Genomic DNA, 12,530 nt, shown 5'->3' with positions numbered 1-12,530 from the left:
AATAGGTTTTAGGGGGAAGCGTATGAAGAATGTTGCGAATCAGCGATATTATTTAGTTCGTGAAGATGTTTTAACGGATGCTATGCAAAAAACTTTGGAGGCGAAACACTTACTTTCAAGTGGTTCGGTATCTTCCATTTGGGATGCGGTAAAGCAGGTGGATTTATCGCGTAGTGCGTTTTACAAATATCGTGATGCTGTATTTCCTTTTCATTCAATTGTGCAGGAACGCATTTTAACAGTCTTTTTACAGCTTCAGGACCGTAAAGGAACACTTGCAAAGCTTTTAGAAACAGTGACAATTACGCATTGTAATGTACTGACTATCCATCAAACTATACCGATTCAAGGACGTGCTAATGTTACATTGTCATTAGATGTAACTAGTATGACATGTGAACTTGATGATTTAATACAGCAACTCAAACGTTTAGATTTTGTAGAGTCAGCGGAAGTAATTAGTTCTGGTGCATTGTAATGACTGAAAGCAAGCTTGAATTTTTGACAGAATGTAAATAAGCTCAAAAGGAGCAGTCCCACGTGGTGTAATGATATCGCTTCATGGGACAGCTCCTTATTCAATAACAAAAGAGAAAATTAATAGAAGAAAAGTAATGGATAGCGCGTCATTAAGAGCGGTTCCGTAACGCTTTGGAAGCTTCATATTATGCCTTATTCGAACATTTGATAAAATAATAGACGTTTTCAGAGACTAAAAATTCTAAATTTTTACATTAGTGAAATTCAAACGGCTCAACGGACGCCCCCAAGAAAGTGCCCGTTCGGAACGGAAATCAACCCCACGTTATGGTGATGGGCCAATAAAATCAAAGCTTAAACAGGAGGTAAATATAATGACTGAGCAACAATGGGAAAAACGAATTGGATATTTAGGACCGGAGGCATCTTTTACATACTTAGCAACAAAGGCAACTTTTCCGAATGAGTGGCTTGTCCCTTGTTCTACAATTCCAGAATGTATTGAGGCAGTAGCTGAGGGAAAGGTAGATTTAGCAGTTGTACCTCTAGAAAATGCTTTAGAAGGATCTGTATCGCTAACGCTCGATTATTTATTCCATGAGGCGACCTTATATGTTACAGGTGAGCTTCTATTAAAAATACAGCAGCATTTAATGGTCAATAAAGCGCAAAAGGACAATTGGGAATCAATTACCGGTGTTTATTCACATCCACATGCTCTAGCCCAATGTCATAAATACTTATTTTATCGTTTCAGCCATGTTCCGTTACAACAAACGACATCTACAGCAGCAGCTGCAAAATTTGTATCCGAAAATCCAAACGAGTGCATTGCGGCAGTTGGAAATGCAGCGGCAGCAGTTAAATATGACTTAGAAATCGTTCAACCTGATATTCATGATTTCCATTTTAACCATACACGCTTCTTCGTACTATCAAAGCAAAATAGACGATTGCCGCAAGAATTATCTGATGGACAGGCGAAGACAACTTTCATGATTATATTGCCAACGGACCGTTCAGGGGCATTACATCAAGTATTATCAGTATTTGCATGGCGACAATTAAATTTAAGTAAAATCGAATCACGACCTTTAAAAACAGGCTTAGGTGATTATTTCTTTATGATTGATGTATTAGCAGATGAAAAGGAGCCTATGATGCGTGGAGCTATGGAAGAACTAGCTGCACTTGGTTGCAAGGTGAAGTCACTTGGTACATACTTTACTTATTTAACATCGGACGAGTAATTAAAAGTGGCTAGGAGGAATCATTGTGGGTGACATTATTTTGTTTGACGGAGTGTGCAATTTTTGTGATAGTAGTGTGCAATTTATTATCAAATATGATCAGGCAGCGTATTTTCAATTTGCGTCCATTCAAAGTGAAGCTGGGCAGGCATTACTTGCACAATACGGAGTACCAGAAAATATTGATAGTGTCATATTAATTGAACATGGAAAGGTATATTTTGAATCCACAGCAGCACTTAAAATCTGTAGGAGATTAGATAGTTTTTGGCCTGTCTGCTATGTTTTTATTCTTATTCCTCCATCTATACGAAATATAATGTACCGACTATTTGCTAAAAATAGATATCGCCTTTTTGGACGTAAAGAAAGCTGTTTATTGCCTACACCTTCACAGCGCAAAAGATTTCTCTAACTTTGAAGCTATCCAATTAAAGTGGATGAAATTAGATATTAAATAAAGTAGGGCTCTTCTGCAAAACGAGGGGTTGCTTACCGTTCCGACTGAGCGCTTTGTAGCTGCCGCTTTGCTTTCGCTACAGAAAACATTTGTTGTTGCTGTCGCTACGCTTTCGCACAGAGCAAAGCTTCCTGGGGGCGTCCGATGAGCCGCTTCGCTGGTGACGCTAATCCCCGAGGAGTCGCTCAGTCTCCACTCCGATCAACCACTTCATATAACATGTATATTCTAGCATGTCACTTAAAGCATAAAACAACTTCCGCAATGTTTTTTGTACGAAAGCGTAGCGACAGCAAATGTTTTTATATACGAAACTGCAGTAACAACAGTTTTACAGTTGCGTCACTGTTAGAAGTCTATTCCGTTTGATTATAGTAAGTACCATAGCATTCATTTTTGAAATGCATGGACATATAGTTTTCAACAACAAGAGCTATCCAATTAAAGTGGATAGCTCTTTTAAAAAAATTGTAATAGTATGCTTCACATGAATATGGAACAAATGAAATAAGCTTCAAAAAAATCAAATGCTACTATCACCAGGTTGTTGATTAGGAAAAAATGGGGTTATTATTGAGCGATATATAAGGATTTTTTTGTTGCTATTTTGCTAATATAATCCCATTTTAACTGATTGTAGCGTAGGGCTACTCGACTCCCGCGGGAAAACGAGTAGCCCGCAGCGGAAATCAGGCTCTTCGAATTAATTAAAATATATAAAAATGGTTAATCAATACACCTGATAGTAAATCATTTAAATTCATGTAAATAGAAAGCTGCAAGTCTCCGTAAGACTTGCAGCTGTTTATCAATTATTTGATTTTCTACGTTATTGAAGCAAAGTTTGTTCAATTATTGATCAACAACTAAATAGTTCTTTTTTTGTAAAGTACGTTCAATTAAATCTAAAATTTCAACAGATGGAGCAGAAATAACATGAAGATGTGTACCACCTGTTAGTTCGGATAAATAACTTGCCTGTGTTTCATTGACGCGCTGAATAAATTGTTTTACCTCATGACGGTTAGAAACCATAATGGATGCGGTAATTTCTCCGTAAATTGGGTGTTCAACAATAACATTTTTTACTGTACCACCGCAATCAACTATTGTTATAAGTTCATCTTCTGCATCCTCAGCAGTGTGGAAGCAAGGAATTGTACGTTCAACAGTTTGCTGTAATTGTTCCTGATGCATATAAAGATATCCTTGGCTAGTTGCAATAATAGGTTCGTTTCTAGCCTTTAATAATGTCATATCATTGACAATGACTTGTCTAGAAACATTAGCGAATTTAGCTAGGTCCGTCCCTGTTATAGGTGCTGCGCTTTTTTTTAGTTGTGCTAGGAGTTGCAGTCGGCGTTCTTCGCCTAACATTTTTTTCATAAGAGATCACCTCTGCTTGTAATAAAGGAAGCACTTTTCCTTAAAACTAGTGTACCATGAAGCATTTCCAACATGCTGAAATTTTTGTATCCAAATGAAACATTGAACATATGATACGAAGAGAGGAAGGGAGGAAAAAATTGCGTATTCATATTGTCCAAAAGGGAGACACGTTGTGGAAGATTGCGAAAGAGTACGGAGTTTCGTTTGAAGATTTAAAGCGGCTTAATGCCCATCTTGCTAACCCAGATTATATTGTACCGGGCATGGAAATTATCCTACCTGAAAAAATACACAAAGAACCACATAGAGAACATCATCGAGAAACAGATTGGGGAATGCATAGAGAAGGACATAGAGAGGGGGGACATAGAGAAGGCCCTAAAGAGGGGCATAAGGAGCACATGCACAAAGAGCATATGCACAAGGAGTCACCTACAAGGCATGTTAAAGAAAAAGAGGTTCAAAGACCAATGCCACCACCAATTATTGTACCACCACCACCAATGCCAGAACCACAGATGATTCCAATTCCTTATCCAATGCCAATGCCGATGCCTCAGCCAGCGCCTGTTGAGCTTAGCTGGAATCAAAACGTTGTCATGCCAAGTGTAGAGCAAACTGTATCTCCAATTCAAATCCAACCACAACCACAGCCCGTAGCCCAACCGGAGGCACCACCACCAGCACCAATGCCGCAACCGATTTTTATCATGCCACAAATGCCGGCAGTACCACATTGTGCAAGCTGCCATCAGCCCGTGCATCATCATATGTATTGGCCGATGCCAATGCCAATGCCAATGCCTATGGAACCGCAAGTCGAGGCGTATACAATGCCAGAGCAACCATCATGTGAAATGGGATGCGAAAAAGTTGCTGGGGTGGGAGATTTCTTAGAATCTAGTACATCTCCATTCTTCCCTATGAGCCCTGAATATCAGCAAATGCCTGAAATGGAACAGCCATGTGGTTGTCATGCACAACCAGTCATGATGCCGACTTGGCAAATGGATCCGTGTTACTGTCCACCACCATGTCCGCCACCATGCCCAATGCCATGTCCATCACATTGCCATATGCCCCACTCTTCGGTAGGACCATGGATGTCACCGCACTATTTCCCAGGCGGGATGACGCCTTATCGATGGTGAAAAAGCGTATATCATTGAAGAAGTGAAGCCTAATATTTGGAAGTATAAATATCAATCCAAAAATTATTTTGTGAAACGAGCAAAGCAGATAGAAATAGCAGAAAAGGTAAGGGTTATTCATCGACGACTTGGACATCTGGAGCCCTCGCTGATCTTACCTTTAATGAAAAGTGAAGATGAGTATTTAATCGTGCAAGATTGGCAAGAAGGAAGTCATAGTGCTAATTTTGCACATAAAAAGGATCGGAAAGAATCACTAAAGCTATTAAATACATTACATGATACACATAAAAAAATTGCTTGGCAGCGGGTGCCTGGTTTGCACTCTTATTCACAGCTTTTAAAATGGCAAATGCGTCATATGCGTTTTAAAAGCAGACGGAATGAATTTCGTGCATTTTTAACAAAAGACGAAATCAATCAAATTTTACATTATAGTGAGAAATCGTTACAGCTGATTGCTCAGGAAGATGTACCTGAAAAAGAAATAACGCTTTTACATGGAGATGTCGTCCATCATAATTTTTTATGGTGCTCAGATGGTGAGTTACGTTTAATAGATTTTGATTTGGCTCACCTTGGGGAAGCAGATGATGAATACATTTTATGGTTACATCGTGTATTGCCTGCCGTAGATTATGACCTTGGTAAAATATTTGCTGAGCTACCAGAGTTGAAACGATTAGATAAAAGAAAGCTACATCGTTTAAAATATCCAAATGAGCTATTACGTGAATGGCTTTTTGCAGTAGATTTACCATTAAATCAACAGCTGGTATTTTTAGATTATTTAGTGCCATTTACAAAACGGGCTCTCACATATTGGCCAAAACTGTGGTACGATATTGATAAAATGATAAAGAAATGACCGTCTTTTGGCGGTCATTTTTGTATGTGAACGACTACTTGTGTTATTTCTAAATGTTAAGGAAATTATAGGTTTTAATAGTGGATAACATAGAGCATAGTTTCCGTCTAGGCTAAAGCGCTACATCCTCGAGGTCGCTTCGATCCCTCGGGCAAAAGTGGTGGATCGCTTCCTTTTACTTCGGGCTCTCCAGCGCTTTTCGGATGTAAACAAGCGCTTTAGCACATTTGTTATAGTCGAGCATTCGTTCGTAATATGCTATAATCGAAGACGATGATTGTGAGGGATTATAGAATGTATGATTATTTAAAAGGACAAGTAAAGCGTATAACTCCTGAGTATATCGTCCTTGAACAGCAAGGGATTGGCTGGCAGTTAAATACACCAAATCCATTTGCGTTCCGGACATCGGCCCTTGAGCAACAAATTTTTGTTCACTTGCATGTACGTGAGGATGCACAAGTGTTATATGGCTTTCCAAATTTAGACCAACGAGAGCTGTTTCGAAAACTTATTTTAGTATCAGGAATTGGACCGAAGGGTGCACTTGCTATTTTAGCTACTGGGAATCCGCAACAGGTTATCAGTGCCATTGAACGAGAAGATGAATCGTTTTTAGTAAAGTTTCCTGGTGTGGGTAAGAAAACGGCACGTCAAATGATTCTAGATTTAAAAGGTAAACTTGGCGGATTATTGGAGACTATTGAGCTACCAAGTACAGAAGATGAGTTACCGTTATTTGGTGTGAATCCATATAAACATGAGCTTGAAGAAGCTATTCTTGCCTTAATGGCACTTGGTTATTCTGAAAAAGAGTTAGAAAAAATACGTCCACAGCTCGAAGAAAACGACAAGCTTGAAACAACAGAGGCATTTATGAAACAAGCTTTACAATTGCTATTAAAGTTAAAATAGTGAAAGGGGGGGGAAGTACATGTCTGAACGTATGATTGCTAGTGAGGCAGGTAGCTATGATGAACAGTTTGAATTATCTTTACGGCCACAAAGATTAGCACAATACATTGGTCAACATAAGGTGAAGGAGAATTTACAAATTTTCATTGAAGCGGCAAAGCTTCGTCAGGAAAGTTTAGATCATGTGCTGTTATATGGACCGCCTGGACTTGGTAAAACTACATTAGCAGCTGTTATTGCTAATGAAATGAATGTCAATGTGCGCATGACTAGCGGCCCTGCAATCGAACGTCCTGGAGATTTAGCAGCTATTTTAAGCTCACTGGAACCAGGGGATGTGCTATTTATCGATGAAATACATCGGCTGCCTCGTGCAATAGAAGAAGTGCTTTATCCTGCGATGGAGGATTTTTGTTTAGATATTGTCGTTGGTAAAGGCCCTGAAGCGCGTTCTGTACGACTTGATTTACCGCCATTTACACTCGTTGGTGCAACAACAAGAGCTGGCGCATTATCAGCACCTTTAAGGGACCGCTTTGGCGTGTTATTGAGGTTGGAGTATTATGATAATACGTCACTTGCAGAAATTGTTGTACGTAGTGCGCATTTATTTGATGTTGAGATTGAGCAAGTAGCTGCACTTGAAATGGCGACACGCTCGCGTGGTACACCCCGTATTGCTAACCGTTTGTTAAAACGAGTGCGAGATTATGCACAGGTGCTCGGAGATGGTATGATAACGGAGGGACTTGCTAAGCAAGCGCTTGAGCTATTACAAGTCGATCCTAGGGGGCTAGACCATATTGATCATAAACTTGTGACCAATATGATTGAGCGCTTCCGTGGTGGCCCTGTAGGCTTAGATACGTTGGCAGCATCTATTGGCGAGGAACGTGTAACGATTGAAGATGTGTACGAGCCATATTTGATGCAAATTGGCTTTATACAGCGTACGCCACGTGGACGCGTGGCAACACATTCAGCCTACGAACATTTTGGATATGAATATCCCCAACAAACCTAGAAGAAGGAAGTATTTTCATGCGTGTAGAAGATTTTGATTTTGAATTGCCAGAAGAGCTTATTGCACAAACACCACTTTTGGACCGAACAGCTAGTCGTTTAATGGTAGTGACGCCGGGCTCAAAAAATGTAGAGCATCATCATTTTGCTCATATTTTAGATGAGCTACAAGCGGGAGACTGCCTTGTGTTAAATGATACAAGAGTCTTACCAGCGCGTTTAATGGGCGTTAAAGAGGAAACGGGTGCTCATATAGAAGTACTGCTATTAAAGCAAATGGCAGGTACGGATGAATGGGAAACACTTGTTAAACCAGCTAAACGTGTAAAAGTCGGCACAGTTGTAACATTTGGAGATGGCTTACTGACAGCTACTTGTACAGGAGAGCTTGATCATGGTGGGCGTACATTTGAGTTTAAATATAATGGGATTTTTTATGAAATTTTAGAGCAACTTGGTGAGATGCCACTACCTCCATATATTCGTGAAAAATTAGAAGACAAGGATCGTTACCAAACTGTTTATGCAAAAGAGCGCGGCTCAGCTGCAGCACCTACTGCCGGCCTGCATTTTACAGAAGAATTACTTGAGCAAGTAAAAGCAAAAGGGATTGAAGTTGTCTTTATCACTTTACATGTGGGACTTGGAACTTTCCGTCCTGTAAGTGTAGATTCAATTGAAAATCACGAAATGCATGCTGAATTTTATAGTGTAACGGAAGAAACCGCATCTATCATAAATCGAGTAAAGAGTAATGGGGGAAAAGTGATTGCAGTTGGTACAACCTCTACACGTACATTAGAAACTATCGGCTCTAAATATGGAGGCGAAGTACGAGCAGAACAAGGTTGGACGTCTATTTTCATTTATCCGGGATATGAATTTACTATTGTAGATGGTTTAATCACAAACTTCCATTTACCAAAGTCTACTCTTGTAATGCTTGTTAGTACGCTTGCAACAAGAGAAACAATTTTAAGTGCATATCATCAAGCTGTAGAAGAAAAATATCGTTTCTTTAGCTTTGGTGATGCTATGTTTATTCGTCCAAAAGGAGAATAAAGAAAAAATCGGAGTACTGTTTTTACTTTAGATAAGAGAGGAATTTTTATAATATGACACAACCAGCAATTCGTTATGAGCTACTTCATACTTGTAAGCAAACAGGAGCACGCCTTGGCATCGTGCATACACCGCATGGCTCTTTTGAAACGCCAGCTTTTATGCCTGTTGGTACACAAGCAACTGTTAAAACAATGTCACCTGAGGAATTAAAGGACATGAATGCAGGTATTATTCTGTCAAATACGTATCATTTATGGCTACGACCAGGTAATGATATTGTTAAGGAAGCGGGTGGCTTGCATAAATTTATGAACTGGGATCGCCCGATTTTAACAGATTCAGGTGGTTTCCAAGTGTTCTCACTTAGTCAATTCCGTAAAATCGAAGAAGAAGGGGTTCATTTCCGCAATCATCTGAATGGGGACAAATTGTTTTTAAGTCCAGAAAAGGCGATGGAAATCCAAAATGATTTAGGCTCGGATATTATGATGGCTTTTGATGAATGTCCACCTTATCCTGCGACATATGACTATATGCTGCAATCAGTAGACCGTACGACTCGTTGGGCTAAACGTTGTAAAGAGGCACATAAACGTCCAGAAGACCAAGGTCTTTTCGGTATCATTCAAGGGGGAGAGTTCGAAGATTTACGCCGTCGTTCTGCAGAAGCGTTAGTAGAGCTAGATTTCCCAGGTTATGCAATTGGTGGGCTATCTGTTGGTGAGCCTAAGGATATTATGAACCGAGTGTTAGAGTTTACAACACCATTAATGCCAACTAATAAACCACGTTATTTAATGGGTGTAGGGTCACCTGACTCATTAATCGATGGTGCTATTCGAGGCATTGATATGTTTGACTGTGTATTACCGACACGTATTGCTCGTAATGGCACACTAATGACATCTGAAGGCCGTTTAGTTGTTAAAAATGCAAAATATGCACGTGATTTCGGCCCAATTGATCCGAACTGTGATTGCTATACTTGTAAAAACTATTCACGCGCCTATATTCGTCATCTTATCCGTACAGAAGAAACGTTTGGTATCCGTTTAACGACTTACCATAACTTACACTTCTTATTGAAGCTAATGGAACAAGTACGTGAGGCAATACGCGAAGACCGACTTGGCGATTTCCGAGAAGAATTTTTCGAGAAATACGGCTTTAATGGACCAAATGCAAAGAACTTCTAAAATTTAGTAAAAAAATCATGTAAATTCGTGTGATTTATGAATATTTCTAGCAAATAATTGTCTATCTTAGAAAAAATATTAGTAATATAGAAAAATTTTGGGCTTGTCCGTCGCTTTTTTATGGTGGAATAGTCTATACTAAATAAGAATTGGAAAGGGGGCAAATAATGATGGAACAATATTCTGGCTTAATCATGATTTTAATCATGTTCGTTGCAATGTGGTTTATTTTAATCCGCCCTGCTAAAAAGAGACAGCAGGAAACACAAAATATGCAGAGTAATTTGCAACGTGGAGATAAAGTTATTACAATCGGTGGCTTACATGGTGAGATTGACTCAATTGAGGACACAACTATAACATTAAAAATCGCGGACAATGTGCGCGTAAAATTTGATCGTCAGGCAATCGGACGTATTGTTAATAACTAAAATTGATTTTAAAGGCGTTGTCCAACATTAGTGGACAACGCCTTACACCATATAAATAGCTTTGTCAAAATGCCAGAATCCATTTTTGACAAGGCTTTTTTTTGTATAAAAAGTAACGTACACGGTCACCTTATTGTATGGGGGTGACTGTATGGAAGAATATTTAACGATTATTTTTAGAACATGCTTTTTATATGTGTTTATCCTAATAATTTTTCGTTTAATGGGTAAACGTGAGGTTGGCGAATTATCTGTAATAGATTTAGTCGTATCCATTTTAATGGCTGAGGTTGCAGCATTTGCACTTGATGATTTCGAAAGTCCTTTATTTAATGTGATTTTACCAATCATCATATTGTTTTTCATTCAAATAATAACTGCATATATTTCACTCAAAAATAAAAAATTCCGAGACCTAGTTGATGGTGATCCAGTATTGCTTATAAGAGATGGTGTCATTTTAGAAAGTGAAATGCGCAAGCAACGCTATAATTTAGATGATTTATGTCAACAATTACGCGAAAACGGAAATGCTTCCGTTACAGATATTGCTTATGCCTATCTTGAGCCCTCTGGCAATCTGTCCGTATACCAAAAAGATGAAAAGGCATTTGTTTACCCACTGATTATCGACGGTGATATTCAGGATAGGCATTTAAAGGTCTTGCATAAAGATACTGATTGGTTAATGGCAGAGCTTGCTAAAAATAATATTACGGATAGTAACACTGTATTTTTTTGTGTTTGGGAAGAAGATCGGCTTCATATCCAGCTGAAAGAATCTTAAACTTTCTTGGCCAGCTTACGAAGGTAGCGCAAATCAGTTATGCGCAACTGATTGGTAAATAGTAAGAAAGTAAATAGTAAAAACAAGGTTACACAGCTATTTAAAATAAAAGGCAGTGGCATTATTTGCATCAAGAAATACTGAGTAACACAAACAGCAATAAAGCAGCTATATGGAACTACAAACATTCTAAATCCAGCACGCAAATTTTTGCGCTGTCTTACTGTTGCGATATGCAAGAATGAAGTTAATAAAACGCCAAAGCCAATTGCTACAACAGCACCTTTTTCCTGTATCCCAGGCTGAGAAGCAAGTATGAACATGACAAAGAGCTTACCAAGACCACCATAAATGGAGTTCATCATTGCTGCACGAGCCTCGCCGATTGCTTGTAATATAGAATGCAATGGACTTTGTATATAATAAAAATAAAAAATAGGGGCCAATATTTTCACATACCCACGATTTTCTTCTAAGTGAAAGAGCTTCATAGCTAAGTCGTCTCCATGAACGAAAAAGTACGTAGCAGCAACACAGCCCACCAAGGAAGATAGTCGCAATGAGACAGAAATACGTTCCTGTAGGAGTGGTATATGCTGACGTGCAACAGCATCACTTACGGCCGGTATAAGAACGATGGAAAGTGCTGCAGACACAAATGCCGGGAATAATAATAGAGGGACTAATACACCCGAAATAACCCCATATAAAATCGTTGCTGCGGAGGCTGTCAGTCCAGCCATTGTTAAAGCCTTTAAAAAAATGATCGGCTCTAAAAACCAAGTAAAAGATCCAAACAGCTTGCTTCCTGCAGAAGGAAGGGCAATCCGTAACATCGGAGAGGCAGGATAAGCCTCGATTTTGTTTTTTCGTGTCAATAATTTTTTCTTTGAGACAATATAATGCATCCACAAATACAAGAAAGCAACGACTTCAGCTAGAAGCGTAATACCCATAGCAGAGGCTGCTGTAACGGCAGCATTATCATAGGCAGCCACTAAAGGTAGTGTAAATGTGATGAAGCCAATGCGGATAATTTGTTCAATCATTTGAGCCCAAGCTGTTGGAGTGATTTTCGCAATACCCTGTAAATAAGCGCGCAATAAGCCAGACCCAACTGACACTGGTACAGCAAAGAGTGCAATCCAAAGCGTGAATGTTGTTTGTTCATTATGTAAAAGAGTAGTCGATATATATGGTATTGTAAGTGCAACAATCGGCATGAAGATGATCATTCCAATAAATGACCAAAGTATAGCCGTACGCATAACACCATAGATGCCTTCGCGTTTGTTTTTTGCTAGTAACTCTGCTACAATTTTTGCCACAGCTATAGGTAGTCCAAGTTGAATGAGTGAGATGAAGAAAATGAATGCCGGATAGACGGTCATATAAATGCCGACTGCCTCTTCACCAGCAATACGCATAAATTGCATTCTATAAAAGAAGCCAAAGAGTTTAGATAAAAAAATCACGAACATTAAAAATAGTGTACCCCTTACAAAAGAACTCATG

14 protein-coding genes are annotated in these 12,530 nt (G+C 39.1%); 12 read left to right on the top strand and 2 right to left on the bottom strand.

The features are described from left to right. Positions 1 to 22: 22 nt before the first annotated feature. The 4 genes from ACYQ73_RS11180 (at position 23) to ACYQ73_RS11165 (ending at position 2,559) form a co-directional block, all read left to right on the top strand. Entirely contained in the window at positions 23 to 478 is a 456-nt protein-coding gene (locus ACYQ73_RS11180) for an ACT domain-containing protein (protein WP_053484814.1), read from the top strand. A 376-nt stretch (positions 479 to 854) separates the two neighbouring features. Further along, positions 855 to 1,730, top strand: a complete 876-nt coding sequence (gene pheA / locus ACYQ73_RS11175) for a prephenate dehydratase (RefSeq protein ID WP_460012566.1) — start codon at positions 855 to 857, stop codon at positions 1,728 to 1,730. Positions 1,731 to 1,755: 25 nt separating this feature from the next. Then, positions 1,756 to 2,145: a thiol-disulfide oxidoreductase DCC family protein gene (locus ACYQ73_RS11170; RefSeq protein WP_460012565.1), complete on the top strand. Its 390-nt coding sequence runs from the start codon at positions 1,756 to 1,758 to the stop codon at positions 2,143 to 2,145. A gap of 189 nt (positions 2,146 to 2,334) precedes the next feature. Next, on the top strand, positions 2,335 to 2,559 hold the full coding sequence (locus tag ACYQ73_RS11165; RefSeq protein ID WP_460012564.1) for a hypothetical protein: 225 nt from the start codon (positions 2,335 to 2,337) through the stop codon (positions 2,557 to 2,559). Between the two features lie 483 nt (positions 2,560 to 3,042). On the opposite strand, the gene ACYQ73_RS11160 is transcribed toward ACYQ73_RS11165, so the two are convergent. Next, positions 3,043 to 3,576, bottom strand: a complete 534-nt coding sequence (locus ACYQ73_RS11160; protein WP_460012563.1) for a 3H domain-containing protein — start codon at positions 3,574 to 3,576, stop codon at positions 3,043 to 3,045. 140 nt (positions 3,577 to 3,716) lie between these two features. Here ACYQ73_RS11160 and ACYQ73_RS11155 point away from each other — a divergent pair, with 140 nt between their 5' ends. The 8 genes from ACYQ73_RS11155 (at position 3,717) to ACYQ73_RS11120 (ending at position 11,015) form a co-directional block, all read left to right on the top strand. Then, a complete protein-coding gene (locus ACYQ73_RS11155) occupies positions 3,717 to 4,730 on the top strand; it encodes a LysM peptidoglycan-binding domain-containing protein (protein ID WP_460012562.1) in 1,014 nt (337 codons plus the stop codon). A 22-nt stretch (positions 4,731 to 4,752) separates the two neighbouring features. Next, a complete protein-coding gene (locus ACYQ73_RS11150) occupies positions 4,753 to 5,598 on the top strand; it encodes a phosphotransferase (protein ID WP_460012561.1) in 846 nt (281 codons plus the stop codon). Between the two features lie 294 nt (positions 5,599 to 5,892). Then, positions 5,893 to 6,513 carry a Holliday junction branch migration protein RuvA gene (gene ruvA, locus ACYQ73_RS11145; protein ID WP_460012560.1) on the top strand — a complete coding sequence of 207 codons (621 nt, stop codon included), beginning with the start codon at positions 5,893 to 5,895 and terminating at the stop codon, positions 6,511 to 6,513. Between the two features lie 19 nt (positions 6,514 to 6,532). Next, on the top strand, positions 6,533 to 7,537 hold the full coding sequence (gene ruvB / locus ACYQ73_RS11140) for a Holliday junction branch migration DNA helicase RuvB (RefSeq protein WP_323653310.1): 1,005 nt from the start codon (positions 6,533 to 6,535) through the stop codon (positions 7,535 to 7,537). A gap of 17 nt (positions 7,538 to 7,554) precedes the next feature. After that, on the top strand, positions 7,555 to 8,598 hold the full coding sequence (queA, locus tag ACYQ73_RS11135; protein ID WP_460012559.1) for a tRNA preQ1(34) S-adenosylmethionine ribosyltransferase-isomerase QueA: 1,044 nt from the start codon (positions 7,555 to 7,557) through the stop codon (positions 8,596 to 8,598). Positions 8,599 to 8,651: 53 nt separating this feature from the next. Next, on the top strand, positions 8,652 to 9,797 hold the full coding sequence (gene tgt / locus ACYQ73_RS11130; protein WP_460012558.1) for a tRNA guanosine(34) transglycosylase Tgt: 1,146 nt from the start codon (positions 8,652 to 8,654) through the stop codon (positions 9,795 to 9,797). A 170-nt stretch (positions 9,798 to 9,967) separates the two neighbouring features. Next, positions 9,968 to 10,228: a preprotein translocase subunit YajC gene (gene yajC / locus ACYQ73_RS11125; protein ID WP_248716676.1), complete on the top strand. Its 261-nt coding sequence runs from the start codon at positions 9,968 to 9,970 to the stop codon at positions 10,226 to 10,228. Between the two features lie 151 nt (positions 10,229 to 10,379). Beyond that, on the top strand, positions 10,380 to 11,015 hold the full coding sequence (locus ACYQ73_RS11120) for a DUF421 domain-containing protein (protein ID WP_460012557.1): 636 nt from the start codon (positions 10,380 to 10,382) through the stop codon (positions 11,013 to 11,015). Here ACYQ73_RS11120 and ACYQ73_RS11115 read toward each other — a convergent pair. After that, positions 11,012 to 12,529 (bottom strand): putative polysaccharide biosynthesis protein, encoded by a 1,518-nt coding sequence (locus ACYQ73_RS11115; RefSeq protein WP_460012556.1) that lies wholly within the window; start codon positions 12,527 to 12,529, stop codon positions 11,012 to 11,014. The genes ACYQ73_RS11120 and ACYQ73_RS11115 overlap by 4 nt on opposite strands. Between the last annotated feature and the right edge of the window lies 1 nt (position 12,530).

This window comes from Lysinibacillus sp. CTST325, from assembly GCF_054665055.1.
This window is presented reverse-complemented; position numbering and strand designations above follow the sequence as displayed.

Excerpts from the sequence above, each read along its gene's own strand:
- ACYQ73_RS11180 (WP_053484814.1), top strand. The coding sequence starts at position 23 with ATGAAGAATGTTGCGAATCAGCGATATTATTTAGTTCGTGAAGATGTT.
- pheA (WP_460012566.1), top strand. The coding sequence starts at position 855 with ATGACTGAGCAACAATGGGAAAAACGAATTGGATATTTAGGACCGGAG.
- ACYQ73_RS11165 (WP_460012564.1), top strand. The coding sequence starts at position 2,335 with ATGAGCCGCTTCGCTGGTGACGCTAATCCCCGAGGAGTCGCTCAGTCT.
- ACYQ73_RS11160 (WP_460012563.1), bottom strand. The coding sequence starts at position 3,576 with ATGAAAAAAATGTTAGGCGAAGAACGCCGACTGCAACTCCTAGCACAA.
- ruvA (WP_460012560.1), top strand. The coding sequence starts at position 5,893 with ATGTATGATTATTTAAAAGGACAAGTAAAGCGTATAACTCCTGAGTAT.
- ruvB (WP_323653310.1), top strand. The coding sequence starts at position 6,533 with ATGTCTGAACGTATGATTGCTAGTGAGGCAGGTAGCTATGATGAACAG.
- queA (WP_460012559.1), top strand. The coding sequence starts at position 7,555 with ATGCGTGTAGAAGATTTTGATTTTGAATTGCCAGAAGAGCTTATTGCA.
- tgt (WP_460012558.1), top strand. The coding sequence starts at position 8,652 with ATGACACAACCAGCAATTCGTTATGAGCTACTTCATACTTGTAAGCAA.
- yajC (WP_248716676.1), top strand. The coding sequence starts at position 9,968 with ATGGAACAATATTCTGGCTTAATCATGATTTTAATCATGTTCGTTGCA.
- ACYQ73_RS11120 (WP_460012557.1), top strand. The coding sequence starts at position 10,380 with ATGGAAGAATATTTAACGATTATTTTTAGAACATGCTTTTTATATGTG.
- ACYQ73_RS11115 (WP_460012556.1), bottom strand. The coding sequence starts at position 12,529 with ATGAGTTCTTTTGTAAGGGGTACACTATTTTTAATGTTCGTGATTTTT.